22 protein-coding genes, 2 tRNA genes and 3 rRNA genes are annotated in these 26,391 nt (G+C 35.3%); 8 read left to right on the top strand and 19 right to left on the bottom strand.

The window, feature by feature from the left end; all coding sequences use genetic code 11:
* Positions 1-39: 39 nt before the first annotated feature.
* The 3 genes from KQS_RS00590 to KQS_RS00600 form a co-directional block, all read right to left on the bottom strand.
* The gene (locus tag KQS_RS00590; RefSeq protein WP_014387268.1) at positions 40-1,188 is read right to left on the bottom strand and encodes a DUF3871 family protein; all 1,149 of its coding nucleotides are present in this window, start codon (positions 1,186-1,188) and stop codon (positions 40-42) included.
* A complete protein-coding gene (locus tag KQS_RS00595; protein ID WP_014387269.1) occupies positions 1,166-2,041 on the bottom strand; it encodes an AAA family ATPase in 876 nt (291 codons plus the stop codon). The genes KQS_RS00590 and KQS_RS00595 overlap by 23 nt, the downstream gene beginning before the upstream one ends.
* A 180-nt stretch (positions 2,042-2,221) precedes the next feature.
* Positions 2,222-3,445, bottom strand: coding sequence for a site-specific integrase (locus KQS_RS00600; protein ID WP_014387270.1), 1,224 nt, complete (start codon positions 3,443-3,445; stop codon positions 2,222-2,224).
* A gap of 721 nt (positions 3,446-4,166) precedes the next feature.
* Here KQS_RS00600 and KQS_RS00605 point away from each other — a divergent pair.
* The 5 genes from KQS_RS00605 to rrf all read left to right on the top strand — a co-directional run bounded on the left by KQS_RS00605 (position 4,167) and on the right by rrf (position 9,240).
* Positions 4,167-5,682, top strand: a 16S ribosomal RNA gene (locus tag KQS_RS00605).
* A 90-nt stretch (positions 5,683-5,772) separates the two neighbouring features.
* Positions 5,773-5,846 (top strand) — tRNA-Ile (locus tag KQS_RS00610).
* Between the two features lie 91 nt (positions 5,847-5,937).
* Positions 5,938-6,011, top strand: a tRNA-Ala gene (locus KQS_RS00615).
* Between the two features lie 101 nt (positions 6,012-6,112).
* Positions 6,113-8,990, top strand: a 23S ribosomal RNA gene (locus KQS_RS00620).
* 140 nt (positions 8,991-9,130) lie between these two features.
* Positions 9,131-9,240, top strand: a 5S ribosomal RNA gene (rrf, locus tag KQS_RS00625).
* Together the 16S, 23S and 5S rRNA genes with 2 tRNA genes alongside form the textbook arrangement of a ribosomal RNA operon.
* A 722-nt stretch (positions 9,241-9,962) precedes the next feature.
* On the opposite strand, the gene pheS is transcribed toward rrf, so the two are convergent.
* Together pheS and KQS_RS00635 are read right to left on the bottom strand one after the other, a co-directional pair.
* Positions 9,963-10,982: a phenylalanine--tRNA ligase subunit alpha gene (gene pheS, locus KQS_RS00630; RefSeq protein WP_014387271.1), complete on the bottom strand. Its 1,020-nt coding sequence runs from the start codon at positions 10,980-10,982 to the stop codon at positions 9,963-9,965.
* A 187-nt stretch (positions 10,983-11,169) separates the two neighbouring features.
* Positions 11,170-11,526 carry a hypothetical protein gene (locus tag KQS_RS00635; RefSeq protein WP_014387272.1) on the bottom strand — a complete coding sequence of 119 codons (357 nt, stop codon included), beginning with the start codon at positions 11,524-11,526 and terminating at the stop codon, positions 11,170-11,172.
* A 74-nt stretch (positions 11,527-11,600) separates the two neighbouring features.
* Between KQS_RS00635 and KQS_RS00640 the strand changes: the two genes are divergently transcribed.
* The gene (locus tag KQS_RS00640) at positions 11,601-12,098 is read left to right on the top strand and encodes a CvpA family protein (RefSeq protein WP_014387273.1); all 498 of its coding nucleotides are present in this window, start codon (positions 11,601-11,603) and stop codon (positions 12,096-12,098) included.
* Between the two features lie 47 nt (positions 12,099-12,145).
* On the opposite strand, the gene KQS_RS00645 is transcribed toward KQS_RS00640, so the two are convergent.
* From KQS_RS00645 to hemA, 8 genes are all read right to left on the bottom strand, one after another.
* Positions 12,146-12,547, bottom strand: a complete 402-nt coding sequence (locus KQS_RS00645) for a c-type cytochrome (protein ID WP_014387274.1) — start codon at positions 12,545-12,547, stop codon at positions 12,146-12,148.
* Positions 12,548-12,611: 64 nt separating this feature from the next.
* On the bottom strand, positions 12,612-13,607 hold the full coding sequence (gene hemB / locus KQS_RS00650; RefSeq protein WP_014387275.1) for a porphobilinogen synthase: 996 nt from the start codon (positions 13,605-13,607) through the stop codon (positions 12,612-12,614).
* A 59-nt stretch (positions 13,608-13,666) separates the two neighbouring features.
* Positions 13,667-14,020: a four helix bundle protein gene (locus KQS_RS00655; RefSeq protein WP_014387276.1), complete on the bottom strand. Its 354-nt coding sequence runs from the start codon at positions 14,018-14,020 to the stop codon at positions 13,667-13,669.
* A gap of 85 nt (positions 14,021-14,105) precedes the next feature.
* Complete coding sequence (gene hemF / locus KQS_RS00660; RefSeq protein WP_014387277.1) at positions 14,106-15,008, bottom strand: oxygen-dependent coproporphyrinogen oxidase; 903 nt, start codon at positions 15,006-15,008, stop codon at positions 14,106-14,108.
* Between the two features lie 71 nt (positions 15,009-15,079).
* Entirely contained in the window at positions 15,080-16,102 is a 1,023-nt protein-coding gene (hemE, locus tag KQS_RS00665) for a uroporphyrinogen decarboxylase (protein WP_014387278.1), read from the bottom strand.
* Positions 16,103-16,147: 45 nt separating this feature from the next.
* Positions 16,148-16,813, bottom strand: a complete 666-nt coding sequence (locus KQS_RS00670) for a uroporphyrinogen-III synthase (RefSeq protein ID WP_014387279.1) — start codon at positions 16,811-16,813, stop codon at positions 16,148-16,150.
* A gap of 2 nt (positions 16,814-16,815) precedes the next feature.
* Positions 16,816-17,742, bottom strand: coding sequence for a hydroxymethylbilane synthase (gene hemC, locus KQS_RS00675; RefSeq protein WP_014387280.1), 927 nt, complete (start codon positions 17,740-17,742; stop codon positions 16,816-16,818).
* Between the two features lie 12 nt (positions 17,743-17,754).
* Positions 17,755-19,023, bottom strand: a complete 1,269-nt coding sequence (gene hemA, locus KQS_RS00680; protein WP_014387281.1) for a glutamyl-tRNA reductase — start codon at positions 19,021-19,023, stop codon at positions 17,755-17,757.
* Between the two features lie 231 nt (positions 19,024-19,254).
* On the opposite strand from hemA, the gene KQS_RS00685 reads away from it, so the two are divergent.
* On the top strand, positions 19,255-20,121 hold the full coding sequence (locus KQS_RS00685; RefSeq protein ID WP_014387282.1) for a helix-turn-helix transcriptional regulator: 867 nt from the start codon (positions 19,255-19,257) through the stop codon (positions 20,119-20,121).
* A 33-nt stretch (positions 20,122-20,154) separates the two neighbouring features.
* Here the strand turns inward: KQS_RS00685 and KQS_RS00690 are convergent, their stop codons facing one another.
* The 6 genes from KQS_RS00690 to KQS_RS00715 form a co-directional block, all read right to left on the bottom strand.
* Positions 20,155-20,979 (bottom strand): hypothetical protein, encoded by an 825-nt coding sequence (locus KQS_RS00690; RefSeq protein WP_014387283.1) that lies wholly within the window; start codon positions 20,977-20,979, stop codon positions 20,155-20,157.
* 10 nt (positions 20,980-20,989) lie between these two features.
* A complete protein-coding gene (locus tag KQS_RS00695; protein WP_014387284.1) occupies positions 20,990-21,760 on the bottom strand; it encodes a hypothetical protein in 771 nt (256 codons plus the stop codon).
* A 10-nt stretch (positions 21,761-21,770) separates the two neighbouring features.
* The gene (locus KQS_RS00700) at positions 21,771-22,532 is read right to left on the bottom strand and encodes a hypothetical protein (RefSeq protein ID WP_014387285.1); all 762 of its coding nucleotides are present in this window, start codon (positions 22,530-22,532) and stop codon (positions 21,771-21,773) included.
* A 112-nt stretch (positions 22,533-22,644) separates the two neighbouring features.
* Positions 22,645-23,475, bottom strand: a complete 831-nt coding sequence (locus KQS_RS00705) for a hypothetical protein (protein ID WP_014387286.1) — start codon at positions 23,473-23,475, stop codon at positions 22,645-22,647.
* 41 nt (positions 23,476-23,516) lie between these two features.
* Entirely contained in the window at positions 23,517-24,299 is a 783-nt protein-coding gene (locus KQS_RS00710) for a hypothetical protein (RefSeq protein ID WP_157868371.1), read from the bottom strand.
* An 8-nt stretch (positions 24,300-24,307) separates the two neighbouring features.
* A complete protein-coding gene (locus tag KQS_RS00715) occupies positions 24,308-25,033 on the bottom strand; it encodes a hypothetical protein (RefSeq protein WP_014387288.1) in 726 nt (241 codons plus the stop codon).
* A gap of 337 nt (positions 25,034-25,370) precedes the next feature.
* Between KQS_RS00715 and hemH the strand changes: the two genes are divergently transcribed.
* Entirely contained in the window at positions 25,371-26,390 is a 1,020-nt protein-coding gene (hemH, locus tag KQS_RS00720; protein WP_014387289.1) for a ferrochelatase, read from the top strand.
* Position 26,391: the final 1 nt, after the last annotated feature.

The following is a 26,391-nucleotide window of genomic DNA, read 5'->3' on the forward strand; positions in this document are numbered from 1 at the left end:
ATATAAACCCAACCTCTAATTAAAAAGGTTGGGTTCTTCTCAACTCAAAAACCAATGATAGTTAGAGCTACCATTTAGTGTTTTTAACAAGCCATTTGAAAAATCAAAGGCATTGACTGTTCTATCCAAGAACGTATCAATATAACTACTCTTATTAGCTTGAGTAAAGAGATTATATACATTCCAAAGATTAATATCCCCATTTTCATTTCTGCTGAAACTAGCATCTTCGTAATAGTCTTTTGCTATGGTGTTAAGCTGACCATCATTGAAATTTAGTACTGGAATATTTAGCTTGTCTTTTTTAGGCAAGTGCTGATATAATCTTGTTCTACCCAATAATTGAGCAAATTGATGTTCTGTTAGGGAGTGTTCAGAAAGTTGCTTCATTTGTGCTAATTGCTTTTCTGCATTAAAATTGTACAACACTTCTAAAATCTTGCTTTGTAACTCTTGATACGAACTTACACGCATTTCTTCCACAAATCCATCACTCGATACAGCTAGGTTACAACATACTTTAACTTGGAAGCCAATAAAAAACTTGAACTTTTCAATAGTCTTTTTGTTGTAAAGGTTTTCCAAATTATAAGAACGAACTCCACCTATTACCAAAGCAATTTCATTACCATTGATTGTATCAACAATACTAGGTATTCTAATAATGAATGCCATTCTTTCAAAGTATTGAGTTCTTTCGTGGTCTAGTAAATCTTTAGCTTGTTTATTTATAGCATCAGGAGTTCTGCCTTTGATTTGGTGTGATACCCTTACCTCTGGTTCATCAAATATATGTTGTGGAAATACTTTTGCTACACAATCCTGTGCTATTTCAATAAACTCTTGATGCGCAATAGTCCTTTCATTATCTTTTGAAAATACTGGTATTACACAATCACTTTTTAAGGTGTGCAAACTAATTTCTGAAGTGTTAGCTTCAATAAATGGTTTAGGTACAAATAAAATAGTTCCTGTAGGCTTTGAAGTGGTTTCTACAGCAATAAGCTCATTAATCTTGCTAGGTAGCATAACTTCATTATCTATATCAATATTTTCACTTTTAGGATAATTCAATATAGTTTTAGTACCATCTGGATTAACTCTTTGTAATACCAATGTTCCTTCTGTGGTACTACCATTATTCTCTATTATGGTAGTAGAATTTTCAGTGATGAGTTGTGTGTCCATTTGTTGAAAATGATTTAGGGTTTAACAATAATTCTTTCGAGTTGATAGTGTCTTTTTGAATTTTAAAATCGTACTCTAAAAGCTCTCTCCAATTGCTGTATTGATTGTATAAAACTTTCAATTCCTCAACTGTTTTAGTAGCTTTAATTTTCTCTCTAGCATCTTGTAAGTTAGTACCAGAATTACACCATTCTAAAATCCTTTTACCTGTTGCAGAATTAATCACAAACTCAGGTTTATTCATAAATAACCCTGTTCTATCCTTACTTGCTCTAGCTAAATGATTGTCATTGATTAACTCAAAATTGACTGTAAGCTCATATTCAAAGCCTTCTCTAGTAATTTCTTTAGTACCAAACTTTTGTACTTTCAATCTACCATTAGCATCTTTGTCAATGTCATACTCAATTTTTCTCCTAGCTGTAGTAATAACATGGCAACTTGATTGTAGAATTTTATCAATAAAGGCTTGATGTCTTGGTGTTACAATAGCCCAATCTTGAAATCTACCACCTAGTTTTTCATGAATATCTAAACATCCACCTGAACCATTCCATTCATGGGTAATAGAATCAATAATTATGACTGAGATATTTGAATTCTCACATAGTGTAATTGCTTCAATATACCTCTCAGGTGTATAAGGAGCTGAAATATCTATAACATAGAAATTTCCTAAATCTGAATACAATGATGCAGAGGAATTTTCAGTATCAATAACTGCTATTTTACTCCAATCATTAGTCATTCCATAGGCTAATAATAATGCTGACTTGGTTTTACCAAAGCCACTTGCTCCACTTATCCCTAAACGGAGCTTAACTTGTTTTCTCTCGGATTGCTTTAATTGCATAAATTTTAATCTTTAAAATGGTTAATATTGAAATGAAAAAACAACTAACACAAGTGATAAAGTGCTAATTGTTTTGAGAAGTTTTTAATCAAAAAATAAGCCTTTCATTTTGAAATGAAAGGCTTTAAATAGTAATCTGAATTATTAATCTAATTCAGAATGAACTTTATGAGAATTAAATCACTTTGTCACTTTTTGTAAAAGTGTTTCCATTGCATCATCAATTACATCATTTTCTAGTTCTTTTAAATAAGCTTGCGTAATTGAAACATTTTGATGTCCCATTGCTTCAGAAATTAGATCAGTAGAAACACCACTTTGTTTTAAATTTGTGGCAAAACTATGTCTAGCAACATAACTTGTGATTTTATCTTCTATCTTACAAAGAGAAGCCAATTGTTTTAAATCTTTATTGAACTTTTTAAGTGTTTTTTCTTTTCTGTTTTCTAATTGAATAGGTGTTAAGTCTTCTTTCAGTATTATTGGGAAAACATACTTTGTTGGTCTCTTTTGATTTCTATAATATTCAAGAATTTCTCTAACTGGTTCAAGAATTTTAATAACAAATCTACCCTTTGTCTTACCTCTAACATATGTAATTTTGTCCTCAGTAATATCATCCCATTTCAGTTTCATCATGTCATTAAAATTCATTCCGCGAGTATAATAACTGAAAACAAAATAATTCCTAGTGTTTATCAAATTAGGATGTTCTGATAAATCCTGATTTATAATTTTATGAACATTTTCGATGCTCAATGCTCTTTTATTTGATGAACCTTTTAACTTAGATATTTTGTAGGTTATAAATGGGTAATACTCTTTACTAGCACATCCTTTTTTAATTGCGTCGTTATATAATGCCCTGATAGCTCTCATTTTTACAGCTATTCCACTATCAATATTATCATTTGAACGAAGATACACTTCATATTTATCCAACAAAAGTGGAGTTATGTCTTTGAAGTAAATTGTTTTATTACCTAAAAATTTAAAAAAACTAGTTTTGGAATCTCTAAAAAATCGAGCATTACCTGTTCTTCCTGATTTATTTAAATCATCAATATGCTCCTGCCAAAAATCATTTACTGAAACTTTTTTGTCAAGTTTAAAATTCAAAAACAAAGCCTCAAATTCATCCAATGTTATATCCTCTCCTTTAGCTAAATAATCAGATATTATCTTTTCTGCCCTGTTTCTAATTTCAATTAAAGCAGCATTCATTTGTTTGTAATTAACATAACTTTTTCTGAATTCAGACTTAATTTCATTCCATTGAGAAATATCACAAGATAATTTAAGGGAAATATATTTTGATTTTCTATCTTTGGTTATTCTTAAAAATATAGGATATTCTCCATTTGATAAGATTTTAGTTCTTTGAGTGATTTTTATAGTTGCCATATAGAGTAAATTATTTTGGGTACAACATAGGTACAACAAATGTATTGAAAATAGGTTAAAATTTGAAAACAAATGAAAATACAGATTTTAAAAAATCCTTTAAATACAAGGCTTTTGAAAGCAAATGAAAAAATATGAAAATATAATTACTCTGACTGTTAATCAGAGGGTCCTTGGTTCGAGCCCAAGAGGGGGAGCAAATCCTAATCAGTAATGATTAGGATTTTTGTTTTTATCAACTTTGTAATTGTGTTGTCTTTTAATACATACTTTTTTCATGGGCGCAAATTACTATTAGTTTATTTCCTTATTCTTATATAATTGTATAGATTTTTTAAAATTCTTGTTTTTCAAAACTTTTTTATTGTTAACACTTGTCTAACTAGAGAGTTGTAATTTTTTTCACAAAAACATCTAAATTAATTTGTTTTATTAATTACAATGTCCCTATCTTTGCAATCCCAAAATGAGAAACACGTTCTTAAACAGATTAAAAAAAATAATTTAAAATTTCTTCAAAAAAAGTTTAAAATTATTTTGGTTGTTTAAAATAAAGTTTTTACTTTTGCACCCGCTAACTGAGAGAGGTTAGTGATAAGAATAAGAGATTAAGTTCATAGACATATTGGATTGACAGCATACAAGAATAAGGGTAAGACTTTTTCGAGTATACGAAATTAGACCTAGCAAAAAATATATCGTCGAAAAATATTAAAAATCTACGATGAAGAGTTTGATCCTGGCTCAGGATGAACGCTAGCGGCAGGCCTAACACATGCAAGTCGAGGGGTAGAGTTAGCTTGCTAACTTGAGACCGGCGCACGGGTGCGTAACGCGTATGCAATCTACCTTGTACAGGGGGATAGCCCAGAGAAATTTGGATTAATACCCCATGGTGTTTAGAAGTGGCATCACTTTTTTACTAAAGTTCCAACGGTACAAGATGAGCATGCGTCCCATTAGCTAGTTGGTATGGTAACGGCATACCAAGGCTATGATGGGTAGGGGTCCTGAGAGGGAGATCCCCCACACTGGTACTGAGACACGGACCAGACTCCTACGGGAGGCAGCAGTGAGGAATATTGGTCAATGGTCGCAAGACTGAACCAGCCATGCCGCGTGCAGGAAGACGGTCCTATGGATTGTAAACTGCTTTTATACAGGAAGAAACCCTCTCACGTGTGGGAGCTTGACGGTACTGTATGAATAAGCATCGGCTAACTCCGTGCCAGCAGCCGCGGTAATACGGAGGATGCGAGCGTTATCCGGAATCATTGGGTTTAAAGGGTCCGTAGGCGGTTTAATAAGTCAGTGGTGAAATCTGGTCGCTCAACGATCAAACTGCCATTGATACTGTTAGACTTGAATAATTGTGAAGTAACTAGAATATGTAGTGTAGCGGTGAAATGCTTAGATATTACATGGAATACCAATTGCGAAGGCAGGTTACTAACAATTTATTGACGCTGATGGACGAAAGCGTGGGGAGCGAACAGGATTAGATACCCTGGTAGTCCACGCCGTAAACGATGGATACTAGCTGTTCGGAGCAATCTGAGTGGCTAAGCGAAAGTGATAAGTATCCCACCTGGGGAGTACGCACGCAAGTGTGAAACTCAAAGGAATTGACGGGGGCCCGCACAAGCGGTGGAGCATGTGGTTTAATTCGATGATACGCGAGGAACCTTACCAGGGCTTAAATGGGAGTGGACAGCTTAGGAAACTAGGCCTTCTTCGGACCACTTTCAAGGTGCTGCATGGTTGTCGTCAGCTCGTGCCGTGAGGTGTCAGGTTAAGTCCTATAACGAGCGCAACCCCTGTCGTTAGTTGCCAGCGAGTCATGTCGGGAACTCTAACGAGACTGCCGGTGTAAACCGTGAGGAAGGTGGGGATGACGTCAAATCATCACGGCCCTTACGTCCTGGGCCACACACGTGCTACAATGGCCAGTACAGAGAGCAGCCACTTAGCGATAAGGAGCGAATCTTCAAAACTGGTCTCAGTTCGGATTGGAGTCTGCAACTCGACTCTATGAAGCTGGAATCGCTAGTAATCGGATATCAGCCATGATCCGGTGAATACGTTCCCGGGCCTTGTACACACCGCCCGTCAAGCCATGGAAGCTGGGGGTACCTGAAGTCGGTGACCGTAAGGAGCTGCCTAGGGTAAAACTAGTAACTGGGGCTAAGTCGTAACAAGGTAGCCGTACCGGAAGGTGCGGCTGGAACACCTCCTTTCTAGAGACATAAGATATAGGTGTTAGGTTAAAAAGTAAAAAGATAGAGTATTACTCTTGCTGTTAGTTCAAAAAATTAGGTTAAATACAGAGTCTCGTAGCTCAGCTGGTTAGAGTACTACACTGATAATGTAGGGGTCGGCAGTTCGAGTCTGCCCGGGACTACTAATTTAACTAAAAAAAAGGAAATTCTAGAGGTAAGCTAACCGTTAAAGTTACTGTTAACTGATAACTGTTAACTGACAACTACGAAAACGGGGGATTAGCTCAGCTGGCTAGAGCGCCTGCCTTGCACGCAGGAGGTCATCGGTTCGACTCCGATATTCTCCACGATTCGCATATGCGAGAAAAGTTCATTGACATATTGAGATAATATACAAACAAGTAGAAAGACACAGTTTTACTTAGTAATAAGTAAGACCAAAAGAAAACAATAAGCAAAATAAGGGCGTATGGGGGATGCCTAGGCTCTCAGAGGCGATGAAGGACGTGATAAGCTGCGATAAGTTGCGGGGATCGGCACATACGAATTGATCCGCAAATTTCCGAATGGGGCAACCCACTATGTTGAAGACATAGTACACCGATAGGTGAGCGAACCCGCTGAACTGAAACATCTAAGTAGGCGGAGGAAAAGAAAACAAAAGTGATTGCGTGAGTAGTGGCGAGCGAAAGCGCATTAGCCCAAACCAGAGTTGTTACGGCAATTCTGGGGTTGTAGGACCACGAGATTTGATGCTAACAGAACTAGAATAACCTGGAAAGGTTAACGATACAAGGTGATAGTCCTGTATAGGTAATGGAAGTTATTGATAGTGGTATCCTGAGTAGGGCGGGGCACGTGAAACCCTGTCTGAATCTGCCGGGACCATCCGGTAAGGCTAAATACTCCTGAGAGACCGATAGTGAACCAGTACTGTGAAGGAAAGGTGAAAAGAACCGTGAATAACGGAGTGAAATAGATCCTGAAACCATACGCTTACAAGCGGTCGGAGTTCGCCCAGGCGAATGACGGCGTGCCTTTTGCATAATGAGCCTACGAGTTACCGTTGCTGGCGAGGATAAGTGTTTAAGACATGGATCCGTAGCGAAAGCGAGTCTGAATAGGGCGCTATAGTCAGTAATGGTAGACGCGAAACCGTGTGATCTACCCATGGGCAGGATGAAGCTGTGGTAACACATAGTGGAGGTCCGAACCGGTTGACGTTGAAAAGTCTTCGGATGACCTGTGGGTAGGGGTGAAAGGCCAATCAAACTCGGAAATAGCTCGTACTCCCCGAAATGCCTTTAGGGGCAGCGTGTAGTTAAGTTTATTAGAGGTAGAGCTACTGATTGGATGCGGGGGCTTCACCGCCTACCAATTCCTGACAAACTCCGAATGCTAATAAATGTTTCTATACAGTGAGGGCATGGGTGCTAAGGTCCATGTCCGAGAGGGAAAGAACCCAGACCATCAGCTAAGGTCCCCAAATGTATGCTAAGTTGAAAAAACGAGGTTTGACTGCCCAGACAGCTAGGATGTTGGCTTGGAAGCAGCCATTCATTTAAAGAGTGCGTAACAGCTCACTAGTCGAGCGGTCGAGCATGGATAATAATCGGGCATAAGTATACTACCGAAGCTATGGATTGATAGTAATATCAGTGGTAGGGGAGCATTCTAACAGGGTTGAAGGTGTAGCGTGAGCTATGCTGGACTGGTTAGAAAAGCAAATGTAGGCATAAGTAACGATAATGCGGGCGAGAAACCCGCACACCGAAAAACTAAGGTTTCCTCAGCTATGCTAATCAGCTGAGGGTTAGTCGGGTCCTAAGGCATATCCGAAAGGAGCAGTCGATGGCCAACGGGTTAATATTCCCGTACTACTGTTAATTGTGATGGGGTGACGGAGTGATGAAAGTACCGCGAACTGACGGAATAGTTCGTTAAAGCACCTAGCTATAGGCTCTATAGGCAAATCCGTAGAGTTTGGTGAAATGCGATAGTACACGGAGGCTTCGGCTGAAGTGATAGTGTACCTAAGGGCTTCCAAGAAAAACCTCTAAACTTAGATTAACAGTACCCGTACCGTAAACCGACACAGGTAGTTGAGGAGAGAATCCTAAGGTGCTCGAGAGATTCATGGCTAAGGAATTAGGCAAAATAGACCTGTAACTTCGGGAGAAAGGTCGCCAGCGCAAGCTGGCCGCAGTGAAGAGGTCCAGGCGACTGTTTATCAAAAACACAGGGCTCTGCAAAATCGTAAGATGAAGTATAGGGCCTGACACCTGCCCGGTGCTGGAAGGTTAAGAGGAGATGTTATCTTCGGAGAAGCATTGAATTGAAGCCCCAGTAAACGGCGGCCGTAACTATAACGGTCCTAAGGTAGCGAAATTCCTTGTCGGGTAAGTTCCGACCTGCACGAATGGTGTAACGATCTGGACACTGTCTCAGCCATGAGCTCGGTGAAATTGTAGTATCGGTGAAGATGCCGATTACCCGCAGTGGGACGAAAAGACCCTGTGCACCTTTACTATAGCTTAGTATTGACCTTGGACACGTGATGTGTAGGATAGGTGGGAGACTATGAAGGGGCTTCGCTAGGAGTTCTGGAGTCATTGTTGAAATACCACCCTTTGCTTGTCTGAGGCCTAACCCCGCAGTGCGGGGGACATTGCTTGGTGGGTAGTTTGACTGGGGTGGTCGCCTCCAAAAGAGTAACGGAGGCTTCTAAAGGTTCCCTCAGCACGCTTGGTAACCGTGCGTAGAGTGCAATGGCATAAGGGAGCTTGACTGAGAGACATACAGGTCGATCAGGTACGAAAGTAGAGCATAGTGATCCGGTGGTTCCGCATGGAAGGGCCATCGCTCAAAGGATAAAAGGTACGCCGGGGATAACAGGCTGATCTCCCCCAAGAGCTCATATCGACGGGGGGGTTTGGCACCTCGATGTCGGCTCGTCACATCCTGGGGCTGGAGAAGGTCCCAAGGGTTGGGCTGTTCGCCCATTAAAGTGGCACGCGAGCTGGGTTCAGAACGTCGTGAGACAGTTCGGTCTCTATCTACTGTGGGCGTTAGAAATTTGAGTGGATCTGACTCTAGTACGAGAGGACCGAGTTGGACGAACCTCTAGTGTATCAGTTGTCTCGCCAGGGGCACTGCTGAGTAGCTACGTTCGGAAGGGATAAGCGCTGAAAGCATATAAGCGCGAAACCCACCACAAGATGAGATTTCTTTTAAGGGTCGTGGAAGATGACCACGTTGATAGGCTATAGGTGTAAAGGCAGTAATGTCATAGCCGAGTAGTACTAATAACCCGTAAGCTTATTGTACAACTTGCTCCGAGCAATCGGAGCAAGCAACTTCTTTTAAAAGTTTGAATTCTATCTCAATATGTTAAAATATTTGTTTCGTTCGTAGTAACGAGACTGTTATGGTTAACCAAACTAATGGAGTAAACATAACAAAACATTAAGGTGGTTATTGCGTCGGGGCTCACCTCTTCCCTTTCCGAACAGAGAAGTTAAGCCCGACTGCGCCAATGGTACTGCATTACTGTGGGAGAGTAGGTCGCCGCCTTCTTTAATCCAGACAAAAACTATATGTTTTTCGTCTGGATTTTTTTTTGTATCAATCTCAATCTTTTTAAATACTAACAAATACAATAGCGTAAAACTCTTGTAGCATAAATCTTCAAGGCATGCTCCTTGTATTGTCAAATGTCAATGGTACTGTCTCGTCTCAAAGGACGAGATGGGAGAGTAGTTCGCCGCCTTCTTTAATCCAGACAAAAACTATATGTTTTTCGTCTGGATTTTTTTTTGTATCAATCTCAATCTTTTTAAATACGAATAAATACAATAGCGTAAAAGGTCTTGTAGCATAAATCTTCAAGGCATGCTCCTTGTATTGTCAAATGTCAATGGTACTGTCTCGTCTTAAAGGACGAGATGGGAGAGTAGGTCGCCGCCTTCTTTAATCCAGACAAAAACTATATGTTTTTCGTCTGGATTTTTTTTTGTATATACCTCAATTAAAAACTAGGTGTTTATTTAATACTTTAGTTAAAAATATCCTATACCTACCAATACGTCATTACAGCCCCGGGTGAAGCTACGTGCCATGCACGGCGAAAAACGGGACCAAATACCCCTATAAATACACCATAGCTGCTGCATAAAGAATGAAAACTAAAAGTTTATATCTAAGTATAGCTTTGTGTTTTTTATCAGCTTATTTGTTGAATTAATTGATGTTTTATTTTTTTGAAATAAAAAAATCCCGAATATATCGGGATTTAATTTTTATAAACTGCTCTTGAATTGTTCCAAGAAGCGAACATCATTTTCATAAAACATTCTAATATCGCCTATTTGGTATAATAACATGGCTATACGTTCTATTCCCATACCAAATGCATAACCAGAATATTCATCGGGGTTAATTCCACAATTCTTCAATACATTAGGGTCAACCATACCACACCCCATAATTTCTAACCAACCGGTCCCTTTTGTGATTCTATAGTCAGTTTCTGTTTTTAAACCCCAATAGATATCAACTTCAGCACTTGGTTCTGTAAAAGGGAAATATGATGGACGTAAACGTATTTTAGATTTTCCAAACATTTCTTTTGTGAAGTATAACAACGTTTGTTTTAAATCAGCGAACGATACATCTTTATCTATATATAAACCTTCCACTTGGTGAAAAATACAATGCGATCGTGCTGAAACGGCTTCATTTCTGAATACTCTTCCGGGTGAAATGGTACGGATAGGAGGTTTGTTATTTTCCATATAACGTACTTGTACAGAAGATGTATGTGTACGTAATAAAATATCAGGATTGGTTTGAATAAAAAACGTATCCTGCATATCTCTTGCTGGGTGGTATTCTGGTAAATTTAAGGCAGTAAAATTGTGCCAATCGTCCTCAATTTCTGGACCTTCAGATACATTAAATCCAATTGTAGAAAATACATCTAAAATTTGATTTTTAACTAAAGAAATCGGGTGTCTAGAACCAACTTCCATCGGATAGCCTGGACGAGATAAATCACCAAACTGCCCTTTAGACTCCTCTTTTGATTCTAACTGTTCTTGAATGGATTTAACTTTTTCTTCTGCCGTATTTTTCAATTCGTTAATTACTTGCCCAAACTCTTTTTTTAATTCATTGGGTACGTTTTTAAACTCAGCAAAAAACTCTTTTAATATTCCTTTTCCTCCCAAATACTTAATTCGGAATTCTTCTAAACGTTCTTTATTATCAGCATGAAACATTTTAGCTTCTTCAATATGCTGTTTTATTTTATCAATCATGGTTTTGTACTAATTGGGTGCAAATTTACTAAATTCTAGGGAATAATTCTTTTTTTATTTGGCTGCAGAAAACTAATTTTCATAAGGAATTCACTCACGCTGTCCATTTTATCTTAAAATGTAAACGTGCTGAACGCTGTTTTCATTTTAAGGATGCCATTACCATCGTGGCAGTAAACCCATTTGTTTATGCTATCAACTCTTTTTCTAAAAAATACTGAACTATAGCTTCTTTCATTAATATTGCTTGTTCACCTGCCTTTAAAGGAGGAAGTTGTTTTTTTATTTTATAATGGGGCCATCCTTCCTTATCAAAATAATCAAATTCATAATACCCATAAGGTTCTAATAAACGACAAATGGCAATATGCATTAAATTTACTTTTTCATCTTTCTTAAAGGTTTGATTAGGTTTGCCCAACTCTTGTACACCTATTAAATAAATAATACTATCTAAATCCAAGGTGTCTCCATCAGCAAATCGGTTTGATAGAAGTTCTACTACTTGTTCCCAACGTTCTTTTAAAATGGTATCTCTCGACATATTTCTTTTTTTACAAAGATAGGGCTACATTCTTAAATTCACTAAAATTTGGTTACATTGCAAAAAAAATACTAATGCAATTCATCGACATCTTATGTAGTATTGCGCTACTTTTTGCTTTATACAAAGGGTATACAAATGGACTATTAGTGGAATTGGCTTCTTTCATTTCATTATTATTAGGTCTTTATATCGCAATTCATTTTTCTGATATCCTTAAAAACGTTTTGAGTGAAATTGTGTCTTGGTCACCAAGATATATACAAGTAATTGCATTTGCACTCACTTTTGTAATGGTGCTTTTTGGAATTCATTTTTTAGCCAAATTATTTTCAAATATTGCAGATTTTGCTCATTTAGGATGGTTAAATAAATTGGCAGGTGCTGGTTTTCGTCTTTTAAAAACGGTTTTAGTATTAAGTGTTCTAATTGGATTGATTCAAAAGATAAATTTTAATAATTGGTTATTCAGTGATAAAACAAAAAAAGATTCCTTGTTTTATGAACCCATACAAGAAGTAGTTCAAATAATTTATCCTTCTTTTAAAGAGTTATTAGATGAGATTAAATAAAATGATTTTTTTATAAATAGGAAAGTCACCCTAAGGTGACTTTATTTCTATTTATTTAAACTATGCATATAAGCTTCTAAAGCCTCTAATTCTTCATCAGATAATGTTTTGGTTATGGCAAAATTAGCTTTCATGACTTCATACTGACTTGGGTCTACTAATGGTTCGCCTTCTCCTTTTAAAAACAAAGCAATACTCGCTTTTTTATCTTTATAAACTTTTGAAATTTCTTTTATACTTGGACCTATAACTTTGGTATCTGCTCTGTGACAAGTGGTGCAAGTTCCTTTTCCTTCAAAAATTTCTTTTCCTAGTTCTTCCGGTGTTTGTGTAGCTGTTGTACTTTGTTCAACAGGATTTCCCATTGGATCGGTTTCAGTTTTTTTACCACAACTGTTCAGCACAAGTAAACTTGTTATCGTAAAAAAAGTATAGCTTATTTTTTTCATCTTACTGTTTTTTTCTTCTCAAAAGTACGCATTACTTTCAGATTAAATGATGATATAAATCAGTTTATTTATTTAATAAAATCGCTGCTTCTTTGGCAAAATACGTCGAAATTAAACTGGCTCCTGCGCGTTTAATACACATTAATTGTTCCATCATAATTTTATCATGATCTAACCAACCTCTTTCGGAAGCGGCTTTAATCATAGCGTATTCGCCTGAAACATGAAACACCGTTACAGGAACATCTACTGCATTTTTCACTTCACGAACAATATCTAAATAAGCAATCCCCGGTTTTACCATCACCATATCAGCGCCTTCTTCTACATCCCAAAGGGCTTCTTTAACGGCTTCGATACGATTGGCGTAATCCATTTGATAAGTCTTTTTATCTTTTGGTACTGCTACATCAGCATCTTTTGGCGCCGAATCTAATGCATCTCTAAACGGACCATAAAATGCTGAAGCATATTTAGCTGAATAACTCATGATTCCCACATTGTGAAATCCAGCTGCATCTAAGCCTTGACGTAAACGCAATACACGACCATCCATCATATCACTTGGTGCCACAAAATCGGCACCAGCTTGGGCATGTGAAACCGCCATTTTTACCAAAGCATCATTGGTGGCGTCATTGGCCACATCGCCTTTTTCAATAATTCCGTCGTGACCATAAATCGAATACGGGTCTAAAGCCACATCTGGCATTACAATCATTTCGGGACAAGCTGCTTTTATAGCACGAATGGCTCTTTGCATCAAACCATTTTCGTTCCAAGCTTCTTTACCAGTATTATCTTTTAAATTATCGCTAACTTTTACATAGATATTAACCGCACGAATACCTAAAGCAAATAATTCTCTTACTTCTTCTACGGTTAAATCTAACGTACGACGAAAGATGCCAGGCATTGAAGGAATTTCCACTTTTGTGTTTTCTCCTTCCATGATAAACATGGGAAACATAAAATCAGCTGGACTTAAGCTGGTTTCTCTTACTAAACTTCTTATAGATTCGTTTACTCGTAAACGACGACCTCTGTGTATTGGAAACATATCTTTAGTTTTAGCTGTCAGCTTTTAGCAATTAGCTTATCACTTCCAGCGATTAAATTTTATTTATTTAATTTTGAAATTAAACTATTTAGCATTTTTTTAATCTCTTCAATTTGAAACAATAGTTTTTCACTTGTCTCTAAATCAATAAATTTTAAATCTTTACTTAATATAAATTGATATTCTAATTCATTTGCAGATCCAAATGCAATAATTAAAAATCGAGCAAAATCTTTGTCCGTATTTCTGCCACAACCTTCTGCAATATTTGTTGGAATTGAACTTGAAGATCTTTTCATTTGACTTATTAAGCCAAATATTTCATCCTTAGGGAAATCTTTCAGAACTTTATATACATCTAATGTCAATTGATGTGATTTTTGCCAAACTGTAAAGTTTTTATAGTCTTTCATATGTTTTAACCTGTCAGCTATTAGCAATTAGCTCTCAGTTTTTTTATTTTTTAGCTAATCGCTGAAAGCTAACAGCTAATCGCTTTTATACCCAATCTACTGGATTCTCTAAAACTTTAATCAATTTTTCTTCTTCACTTCCTACTTCAGGATGATGGTCATACACCCATTGTACGTGGGGTGGCAAACTCATCAAAATACTTTCGATTCTACCGTTGGTTTTTAATCCAAATAAAGTTCCTTTATCATGAACCAAATTGAATTCTACATAACGGCCACGTCGAATTTCTTGCCATGTACGTTGTGCTTCGGTATAAGATATATCTTTTCTTTTTTCTACAATTGGCACATAGGCTTGTAAGAACGAATTCCCAACTTCAGTAACAAAATTGTACCAATCTTCCATTTTCATGGTATCGTTTTCTTTCAAATAATCGAAAAACAAACCGCCAATTCCTCTCGCTTCATTGCGATGCGTATTCCAGAAATACTCGTCACATTTCTTTTTATAATTCGGATAAAATTCTGGATTGTGTTTGTCGCAAGCCGTTTTACAGGTTTGATGAAAGTGTTTCGCATCTTCTTCAAACAAATAATACGGCGTTAAATCTTGTCCGCCACCAAACCATTGATTAATGATGTTCCCTTTCTCGTCATACATTTCAAAATAACGCCAATTCGCATGAACCGTTGGCACCTTTGGATTTTTAGGATGGATTACCAAACTCAATCCGCAAGCAAAAAAATCAGCTTCTCCCACACCAAACATTTTTTGCATGGTATCAGGTAGTTTACCATGAACGGCTGAAATGTTTACACCGCCTTTTTCAAAAACAGCTCCATTTTCAATAACGCGTGTGCGACCACCACCGCCTTCGGGTCTGTCCCATAAATCTTCACGGAATTGAGCCACTCCGTCTATGTCTTCTAAACCTTTACAGATTTGATCTTGTAAAGTTTGTATGTAGGTGTAGAATTTATTTTTCATTCATTTAGTTGTTAGTTGTTGGTTGATAGTTAGTAGATGTTTTCCAACAACTACCAACTGAAATCTATCAACTATTTATACTCCTTAACTGCTTCCACAAATGCTTTCGCGTGATCTACAGGGATATTTGGTAAAATACCGTGGCCTAAGTTGACAATGTATTTATCTTTTCCGAATTCGTCAATCATTTCATGAACCATTTTTTTGATAGTTGGAATTGGAGAAAGTAAACGACTTGGGTCGAAATTTCCTTGTAACGTGATGTCACCACCAGTTAAATAACGCGCATTTCTTGGAGAACATGTCCAGTCTACACCTAAAGCCGAAGCTTTTGATTTTGACATTTCATTTAGTGCAAACCAACAACCTTTTCCAAACACAATTACTTCTGTTAGGGGAGCTAAAGCCTCAACGATTTGGTTGATGTATTTCCAAGAGAATTCTTGATAATCTACCGGAGATAACATACCTCCCCAAGAATCGAAAATCTGAATAGCATTACAACCATTTTTTACTTTTTCTTTTAAGTATAATATAGTAGTATCAGTGATTTTTTGCAATAAAGCATGTGCAGCATCAGGTTGTGAAAAACAAAATCCTTTAGCTGTGTCGTAACTTTTAGAGCCTTTTCCTTCTACAGCATAACAAAAAATAGTCCATGGCGAACCCGCAAAACCAATTAACGGTACTTCGTTGTTCAACATTTCTTTTGTTAATTTAATGGCGTCCATTACATAACCCAATGATTCATTCACATCTGGAATAAAAACTTGGTTTACTTGTTCCATAGAACGAATTGGGTTCGGAATAATTGGTCCGATGTTGTCTTTTAATTCCACATCAATTCCCATAGCTCTAGGAACTACTAAAATATCAGAGAATAAAATAGCAGCATCTGGTTTTACAATTCGAATCGGTTGAACTGTAATTTCAGCAGCTAATTCTGGTGTTTCACAGCGTGTGAAAAAATCATATTTATCGCGTAATGCTCTAAATTCAGGTAAATATCTTCCGGCTTGACGCATCATCCAAACGGGTGGACGTTCAACACTTTCTCCTTTTAATGCTCTTAAAAATAAATCGTTTTTTATCATTTCTTTTATTTTATTGACCCTCGTAGGGTTTAACCCTGCAAGGGTTCAATTAACTTTATAATAATTTATACATTGAATAATTACATTTTCAACACTGGGTTGATTGGCAACTATTATATTTTTAGAATATTTTTCAACAGCTTTTGCTGTAGTAGTTCCGATGCAAAAACACATTTCATTACTAATTGTATTTTCTTTTGCAAAACTTGATACACCTGAGGGACTAAAAAACAATAAACCATTCATCTTAGTCCTTATTTTAATTGGTGTTTCTATGGTTTCGTACACTTCTATGATTTCGTGTTGAATGTTTTTTTTACTTAAAAAATCAGGAATAGTATTTAATCTCGACTTTCCACAAAAAAAAGTAACACTTGTGCCGATGTATTCTTTCTCGAAAACTTGAATTAGTTGATTGGCATCAGCTAGAGAATTTAAGACGTTAAATCCATTGTTCTCCAAAAGTTGCTTTGTTTTTTCACCCACACAAATTGCAGGTTTATCAATTAATTCATTTTTATGTTGAAGAACGTTTTGAACCGCGTTTTGACTGGTGAATATCAAAATATCATTTAGCGATTGAATTTCAAAAGAGATGGCTTTTGTGGTGATAAAATCTTCATCAATTACTAAAAAACCTGCATTTAACAAATATTGTTTTTGATTTGATGCTAATTTCTTAGTTGATAGGATGCCTATTTTTTCTTCCACAATTACTTTTTTAATTGTAATTTAATTGTTTCCATTACTTCCTTTCCGCCGTTAGCTAATATTTCTTTCGCGGCATTAAAACCTAATTTTTTCCATTCAGAAATGTCGTACTTTCTATCAATGGCTAATTTTTGTTTGCCGTCAATTGAAAATAAGGCACCTTGAAAATGCAATTCATCTGTTTTTTCTTCGTAAGTTGCTAAAGCACCAATAGGAGCAGTACATCCACCTTCTAAAGTTCTTAAAAATTGTCTTTCAATGTAGGTGCAAATTTCAGTTTCAACATGGTTGAGTTCTGAAAGCGCCTCTAACGAAAAAGTATCTTCAGCCATAGCAACAACTACCATTGCGCCTTGTGCGGGAGCAGGAATCATCCAATCTAAATTGATGAATGTATCTGGTTTTAAATTAATTCGTTCTAATCCCGCTGCAGCAAAAATAGCTCCACCCCAATCACTTTCTTGTAATTTTTGCATGCGTGTGTTTACATTTCCGCGTAAATCAACCGTTTGATGTTGTGGGTATTTATGTAGCCATTGTGCTTGTCTGCGAAGACTTCCAGTTGCGATTGTACCTTCTTTTTCTAAGAAATCTAAATTACCTTTGTGGACTAATAAGTCAACCGTATTGGCTCGTTCTAAAACAGCAGCTTGCACTATTCCTTGTGGTAAAGCAGTGGGTACATCTTTCATGGAATGCACGGCAATATCTACTTGCCCTGTAATCATAGCAATGTCTAAAGTTTTAGTAAATATTCCAGTGATGCCTAATTCATACAAAGGTTTGTCTAAAATAATATCTCCTTGAGATTTAACGGCAACGATTTCAGTTTTATACCCTAAGTCGTTTAGTTTTTTTTCAACAGTGTGTGCTTGCCAAAGCGCTAACTCACTGTCTCGAGTACCTATTCTAATGGTTTTGTTTTTCATTATATTGTACCATTAAAGCAATGGTTGTTTTTCTTTATTTTCTAGTTGGAATACTTTTTGAATCCATTCAACACTTTCATCAACTGCAGTGTTTTCATCTTTTAAATGATTAGCAAAATGATTGGTGATTTTTTGGATTAAACGTGTTGTAATAATTTCAGCTTGTTCTTCGTCGAAATTATCCATTTTTTTCTTTTGATAGTTTAATTCTAAATCTTTTATTGAGTTTAATTTTGCTTTTAGTGCATGAATGGTTGGTGCATATTTTCTACCTTTTGTCCAAGTCATAAATTCATCAACTATTTCTGAAATTATTGCTTCGGCAGCGGGAATATGTTTTTTTCTGTTTTCTAATGTTTCATCTGTAATTTGAGACAAATGATCCATGTGTACAAGCGAAACACCTTCTATTTCTTTTACATTTTCATTCACATTCATCGGGATCGATAAATCTAAAATAAGCAAAGGTTTTTTTAGATTTAAAATTTCTTTATCAACGGTAGGGTTTTGTGCGCCTGTTGCGACAACTAAGACATCGGCTTTTTGAATTTCAACTTGTAAATCAGCATAGTCTTTTACGATTAAATCTAATTTTTTAGCTAATTTTTCTGCTTTATCTTTTGTTCTATTGATTAATGTAATTTGGTCGTGTTTGGTATGTTTGACTAAATTTTCACAAGTATTTCGTCCTATTTTTCCTGTACCAAAAAGAAGAATGTTTTTGTTTGCAATATCTTCAACGTTTTTGAAAATATATTGAACTGAAGCAAAAGAAACGGAAGTAGCTCCAGAAGATATTTCTGTTTCATTTTTAACTCTTCTGCTGGCTTGAATTACAGAATTTACTAAACGTTCAATATATGCATTACCTAAATTGTGTTTTTTACTTTCTGTAAATCCTAATTTTATTTGGGAAATAATTTCAAAGTCGCCTAAAATTTGACTGTCTAATCCTGTTCCCACTCGAAACAAATGATTAACAGCTTCTTTACCTTTGTAAACATAGGCAACTTGTTGGAAATCTTCAACGGTTCCTTGACTGTTTTCACAAAGTAATTTAATTAATTGAAACGGATGTTGAGCAAAACCATAAATTTCGGTTCTATTGCATGTTGAAATTACGATTAAACTTTCAATACCCTCATTCTTTGCTTGGGTTAATAAATTTGTTTTAGCTTTTTCGTCTAAACTAAATTTGCCACGCATTTCTGCATCGGCTTTTTTATAACTTAAACCAACAGCGTAGAATGTTGGATGTTTAATTGGGGTATTATTGTCCATATTTTTGCTCTTACCTACAACGTGAAGCAAAATTACTATCAACAGATTTTAAAAAATAACGCTCAAAGTACTTTTTATAACGTTAGCAGATTTTTTACTTATTATCGTTATGTAAGTCTTTAAAAATTATATATTTGCTATAAAATTACATCCTTTCAATTCTAGTAGTTTAGAATTATTATAAATAGTATTTAAGGTGTTATTTTAAAATTAAAATAAAAAAACAACGCTATGGGTTCAGTTGAAGAAATAAAAATTGATCAAGATTTTATTTTACTTCGTTTTCAAAATGATTCAGATGTAAGTGAACGTTTTGAAAAACAAGTAGAAACGGGTTTAATACAGTTTCATTTTAATGTGAAAGGTAAAGGTAAATTTATTTTTAATAACGGTAACTATGCATTAGATTTAAAAGAGGAAAAGTCGTTGTTGTTGTACAATCCTCAAAAAGAATTGCCATTACATTTGGAAATTTTACCTAAATCATGGATTATTTCTGTTTTAATTTCAATTAAAAAATTTCATGCTTTATTTTCTTCAGAAGCAGAGGTCATTCCGTTTTTAAGTAAAGATAATTTGGAACGAAAATATTATGGAGAGGAAGATGTTACACCTGCAATGGCTATAGTTCTGAATCAAATTTTTCATTACAATCAAAATACGAGTATTAAAAATTTATATTTAAAAGGTAAAAGTTATGAGTTATTGAGTTTGTTTTTTAGTAGAAATGAAGATCCAAATGCAGAACATTGCCCATTTTTAGCCGATGAAGAAAATGTTTTAAAAATTAAAAAAGTTAAAGAAATTATTATTGCTCGAATGGCTGAACCACCAAGTTTACAAGAATTAGCCGACGAAGTGGGGATTTCACTGAAACGATTAAAGGAAGGGTTCAAAGAAATATATGGTGATACGGTGTTTAATTTTTTACTAGATTATAAATTAGATTATGCCAGAAAAATGTTAGATTCTGGAAGTTATAATGTCAATGAAGTTGGTTTGAAAATTGGCTATAGTACATCAAGCCATTTTATTGCAGCATTCAAGAAAAAATTTGGTACTACACCTAAGAAATATTTATTGTCTTTAAATATTTAGAATAAAGAAAGCCAGATTAACTGGCTTTTTAGTTTAATTATAATAGTGAGCAACTATGATTACTTCGTCATCTCCGCCACCAATTTGCATTTTTACAGCACCAGTGCCCCCGGTGTCTGCTACGAATAAGATACCTGCAAACATGGGTGTATAAGTTCCGGGTCCTAATTTTACATAGTCATGACCTGTTGCATAAAATTTTTTGTTATAACCTTCTCCGCCACCTGCTCCTGCAGAATTTCCATTGGTATAAAAATTACCACTATATCCTAAGGCTCCTACATTTCCAGCAAAATTAATTGGAGCACCGTCATAATCGTTTGCTACAATAGCCCCCGCAGGTCCACCACTTCGAAAATAAGTATAAAATTGAGCGGTTCTTGCGTGATAATCATCAATTGGTATACCCGATTTGTAAATTTCATAAGAAATAGAATAATTAATTTCTACAATTGCGGGTCTTGTTAAAGTAAATGTAGATAAACCTGGACCTGTTTGTCTTGGCCATCCTGCTTGAGAATATCCAGAACCTACACCGGTTTGGTTTATTTGATTTGAATCAGCTCCTCCAGTATCTAACGGATCTGATAAATAATTCGCGGGGTTAAATAATACATCAATATTTGTTGGAACAGAACTTAAAATTAAATCTCCATCACCATCAACATAGACTTTTGTGTTTTGTTGTGTGCCAAGATTTAATGCATTATTAGTTTCGTTTAATCCTTCAATTCTAATGGTTGAAGTAGGACCTGCAATATGTAATTCTTCTTGTGGATTCGTTGTTTTAATTCCAACTGATTGCCCTAATGAAAAAGTTGAAGTTAGTAAGACCAAGGTAAAATATATATTCTTCATAAATTTTCAATTAGTTATATATTCTTATTTTTAAATAATCTGATGAACCGCCAAAACCAACATAAGTGTCTCTGTTTGAACCGTCTGATGTTTCTCCAAAAAACACTAATGTGTGGTTTCCTTGAGGAATATTTCCATATCCTACACCGTGTATAAATGCATAGCCAACAGAACCTTGGAGGTATGAAGTATAAGATTCACCATGTAATCCATAAATTTTACTTAATTCCACTGCATCTAATCCGTCGCTGTTTAAATCTATATAGAAATAACATCGAACTGTTCTAGCAGATATATCAGCAAATGTTGAAGCACTTGCAGCAGGTAAAAGCTGATCAGATAAATCAATTGTCATAGCATATCGAACTTCAATTAGTGCATCTTGAGGGCTTGAGAAGGGAACAGAAGCCAATTGTGAAGATCCAAAAGTAGTTGTCGTAGGGTTGGCTACTACCGTTCCATCACCAAATGGTCCGTTTGGAATAAAATTTGGAACACTAATTAAAAAATTTAAAGGTTCTGAAGCTCCTCCAACTCCACCATTACTAATAAATCCACTTGGATTTAATGTAAAATTTCCATTGGCATCTACATAAAGAGGTGCTGGTTTGATACCGTTATTTAAAGCTGGTTTATTTATACTGTTTAAACTTTCTAATCGAATAGTAGATGTTGTTCCTGCAAGATGTAAATCTTGAGCTGGATTACTAGTGCCAATTCCAACTTGTGCATATGTAACGGTGCTAAGTATTGTAACAATACCAACAATAATTTTTTTCATAAGTAAATAACTAGTAAAGTTTAAGAAATATTGCATCTGGGCCACCTGCAAATCTAACAAAAGTGGCAACATTTCCTGTTCCTGAACAAACCGTGCCATAAAAGCGTAAAGTATGTGTTCCTGTTGTTAAAGGGATATAAGTTGTTCCACTGTTGTAAATATATCCCGCAGAAGCGTCTGGTAATGCTGCTGGATTACTTAAAAAATCATTTCTGTTAAAATAACATTTTGAACTTGCTGCATATCTTCTGGTTGTTGCCGCTAAAGTTGGGGTGTCCAAAGTAAAAAAGTTAGAAATGTTTCTAGCATATGCATCTTTAATTAAGGTTAAAGTTGCATCTCTATATACTTCAATACTTAAAGAATATTTTATTTCTAAAATAGTATTTCTATCTACTGTAAAGGTGTATGAAGTGATTTCGGTAGTTTCATAACCATCATTTGCTTGAACTATTGGAATAATAGCCAATGTTGAAGTTATGGGAGCTGTAGAGATAAAAGCATCCGAACCATCGCTATTTTGATAGGCAGTGGTTTTAAGTGTTAAATCGCCATTCGAGTCAACAAAAACGGGATATGTTCTGTCTACACCGCCTCCGTTATAAGCGTTATTTGCATCATTTAACCCTTCAACTCGTATTGTACCGGTTTGTGATCCTAAGTGGAGGGTTTGTTCGGGTGTAACTTCATTAATTCCCACATTTTGACAAAACATAATTTCGCCAATGAGCATTATTGGAAATAATACAATTTTAAGTAGGTTTTTTTGCATAGAGGTAATTTTTTAACCTCAATTTTAACATTAATTTAATTAGTGAACTAATTTTTTCGATGAAAGTAGTTTATTTTCGTTAAAGAGCTATTTTAATCGACAAACGGTTTTTTCAATTAAAATAATGTGCAATTATCTGAACTTCATCGTTTTCCACTCCTAAATACATTTTAATAGCGCCTGTACTATTTGTATCGCCAACTTCTAATTGTGCTGCAAACATTGGGGTATAAGTTCCGGGTCCTAAAACAACATAATCAGATGCAGAATTTCTATAGCTTCGCCATTCTCCTTCATTGTTGTCGTTGTTGTTGTATATCTGCCCATTAACTGCAATCATACCTGCAACTTCACTACATGTAGAAGTAATACAAAGCGCATATCCATTTATTGGATTGCCAAAATAATCGTTAACAACAGGTGCTCCTAAATAATTATCTTTTCTAAAATACATACCTGTTTGAACAACTCTTGCTCTAAAATCATCAATTCTGGATGTAGAAGTAACGTTTTTTCCTATATTCCAAGAAACGGAATAATTCACTTCAATGATAGCTGGTTTTGTTAAAGTAAATGAAGCTGCAAGCCCAAGGGTTGGAATGCCTGCTTGACTAAAACCTTGTCCTTCTCCTGTTTGAAGAATTAAGGAGGTTGGGTTTTGAACATCCTTTAAGTAATTTTCCGAATCAAAAATCATTTGAATGTTGTCTTCTAATTTTCCTAGTACTAAATCCCCAAACTCATTTACAAATACTTTAGATGTATTGGAAGACCCTAAATTGTTAGGATTATTTGCGGCATTTAACCCTTCAATTCTTATGTTTGAAGTGTCTCCGCCAATGTGTAATTCCTCTTCTGGCCAAGGAGTTGTAATATTTATACCCACTTGAGCATTTGCATTAATTCCTAATGCAAAAGCAAATAAAAGTAATTGTATTTTCATTTTGTAGTAAGTTTTGTGGAGTTTGTGTGGTGGTTTTAATTTTAATTGAATAATCTAATCTTTAAGTATTCATTTGCTCCGCCAAACCCAATACTTGTAAAAGTTCCTGGAGGATCATTAACAACTCCATAAAAATAGAGGGTGTGGTGTCCGGGTGTCATGTTTACATAACCTTGACTATTCATGTATGGATAACCTTTTGTGCCTCCTGGGCCACTTGCGTAATACTGACCTTTGAAGCCGTATTGTGTGGTTAATTCAGTTCCACTTAAACCATCGCTATTAAAATCTATCAAAAAATAAGATTGAATTACCCTTGTTTTTCCGTCAGATGGTTCTGTAGCGGGTGGATTAAATAAATCTGTTTCTGAAAAATATAATGACATAGCATATTTTACTTCAACCATTGACGATGTTGGTACGTCAATTTCAACACTATGAATTAAATCAGTTACCGTTGTAGTTGATGCATCGCTGTTAATTATTGTCCCATAATCATCATACGGAGCAGGATGACCTGCCGGATTGTTTGGAATAAAATTTGGTGTAAACACTAAAAAATTTAAAGGTAAAACATAGCCATTTCCTGCGGTATACCCTGGTTTAGTAAGGGTAAAATTTCCTTTTTTATCAACGTATACGGGTGTTAATTTACCAGTTCCATTGTTTTGAGGGTTGTTAACCATGTCTAATCCTTCAATTCGAATTGTAGCTGTAGTTCCTGCAACATGAAGTGTTTCTTGTGGATCCGTAGTACCTATTCCAATTTGTGCATAACTTTCAAATCCCATGAAAATGAATGCTGTTAAAAGTATTTTCTTCATGCTGACAATTAATTAAGTTTATACATTAAAGAGTCTTGTCCTCTTCCAAAAATAGCACAAGTTGCTTTGCCAGTATTTGCAACAGCGCTAGTTAAACCAGATGAAATTTCTCCGTGTATTGTGATTGTGTGTGTTCCAGCTGATGGGATAACGATGTATGAAGAAGACATGTTGTATAAAATCCCATTTACATCCGTTTTGTCTGAACTAGTGAAGTTTTTTGAAGTGTGACAGTATTTTCTAGTACCGTTATTTAATTTGAAGTAAGTGTTTATTCTTCTTGCAAATTTGTCAAAAATTTTGTTTTCAGCTGCGTCTTGGAACATTTCAAAACTGATGTTGTATTTAACGAGTAAAAGTGAAGGTCTTGTTGTTGTTACAGTAAAACTCATGATTTCTGTACTTGCAATTCCATCATTATCTCCATTTAATATAACAACTGTTCCATTTGTAATATTGGCGTCAGTAATTGCATCAGAGCCATTACTGTTATATAAAGTTGCATTGTAAAGAGTTAAGCTTCCTTGATCATCAACATACAAAGGGTAAGTGTTTTCCGCTCCAAGATTGTATTCATTATTGAATTCGTTAAGCCCTTCTACACGAATTGTACTTGTAGATGCTCCCAAATGCAGCATTTGCTGAGGGTTGGTTTCATTTAACCCAACACCAGAAGTTTGTGCAAAAGCAAAAAAGTTGCTTAATAATATAGTCAAATAGTAATTTTTCTTCATAATTATCGGATTTGGGTTTGGCAATAATTTAATTTCAGAAAAGGCACATCTAAATCAATTTTAAATATGTCTTGAAGAACGTTTCTACAAATATAAAAATTATTTAATTATGAAATTGGGTTTTTTTTAAAAAAAAATCAATATGAATAATAAATTATTAGTATAAAAGACTATATGTTAAGTAATTGTTTAAAATAAAGTTTTTTTATTGAATATTTGCTAAATTATATTTAACTTTTTGTGTCTAAAATGTTATAATACTATAAAATTAAGTAACATTATAGAGAAAAGATAAATTTTTAAAAAAATCATGTATTTTTGTTAAAAAGAAAAAAGCATGAAAAAAGGAGTTTTATTAGTAAATTTAGGGTCTCCTGAAAGTACTGATACAAAAGATGTTAGACGATATTTAGATGAGTTTTTAATGGATGAGAGGGTAATCGATCTTCCTTATGTGTTAAGAGCCTTGTTGGTTAAAGGTATTATTTTAAATACACGTCCTAAAAAATCTGCTGAAGCTTATAAAAAAATTTGGTGGCCTGAGGGTTCTCCTTTAATAGTATTATCAAAGCGATTGCAACAAAATTTACAAAAAAAAGTAGCTATTCCAGTAGAATTAGCAATGCGCTATGGAAATCCAAGTCTGGAATTTGGATTGTCTCAATTAGTTGCGCAAGGAGTAGAAGAAGTGTTTTTAGTGCCGCTTTACCCGCAATTTGCGATGGCTACTACTGAAACAATTCTTGTTTTGGCCGAAAAAATTAAAAATAAAAATTTTCCTAACTTAAAAATTAAAGCGCAACCGGCCTTCTATAACAAAAAAGATTATATTAAAAATTTAGCTGATTCGATTAAGGATAGTTTAACTGATTTTAATTCGGATTATATTTTATTTTCCTATCATGGAGTTCCAGAGCGCCATATTAAAAAGTCGGATGTTACAAAAAGTCATTGTCAAATTAATGCAGAATGTTGTGCAACACCTTCTAAAGCACATGAATTTTGTTACCGTCATCAATGCTTAGAAACTACGAAGCAAGTGGCTGAATTGTTAGGTTTAAAAGAAGGAACTTATAGTACTTCATTTCAATCGCGATTGGGTCGTGATCCTTGGTTGCAACCGTATACTGATGCTACAATAGATGGTTTGGCCCAAAAAGGAATTAAAAATTTAGCAGTGGTTACTCCAGCATTTGTTTCTGATTGTTTAGAAACGTTAGAAGAAATTGGAATGGAAGCTGCACATAGTTTTAAAGAAAATGGTGGTGAAAACTTCCTATCTATCCCTTGCTTAAATGATAGGGAAGATTGGGTTGCTACTTTAGCAAATTGGATTAAAGATTTTCAAAACACATAAA

Origin of the sequence: Flavobacterium indicum GPTSA100-9 = DSM 17447, assembly GCF_000455605.1 — a bacterium.
Lineage (GTDB): Bacteria > Bacteroidota > Bacteroidia > Flavobacteriales > Flavobacteriaceae > Flavobacterium > Flavobacterium indicum.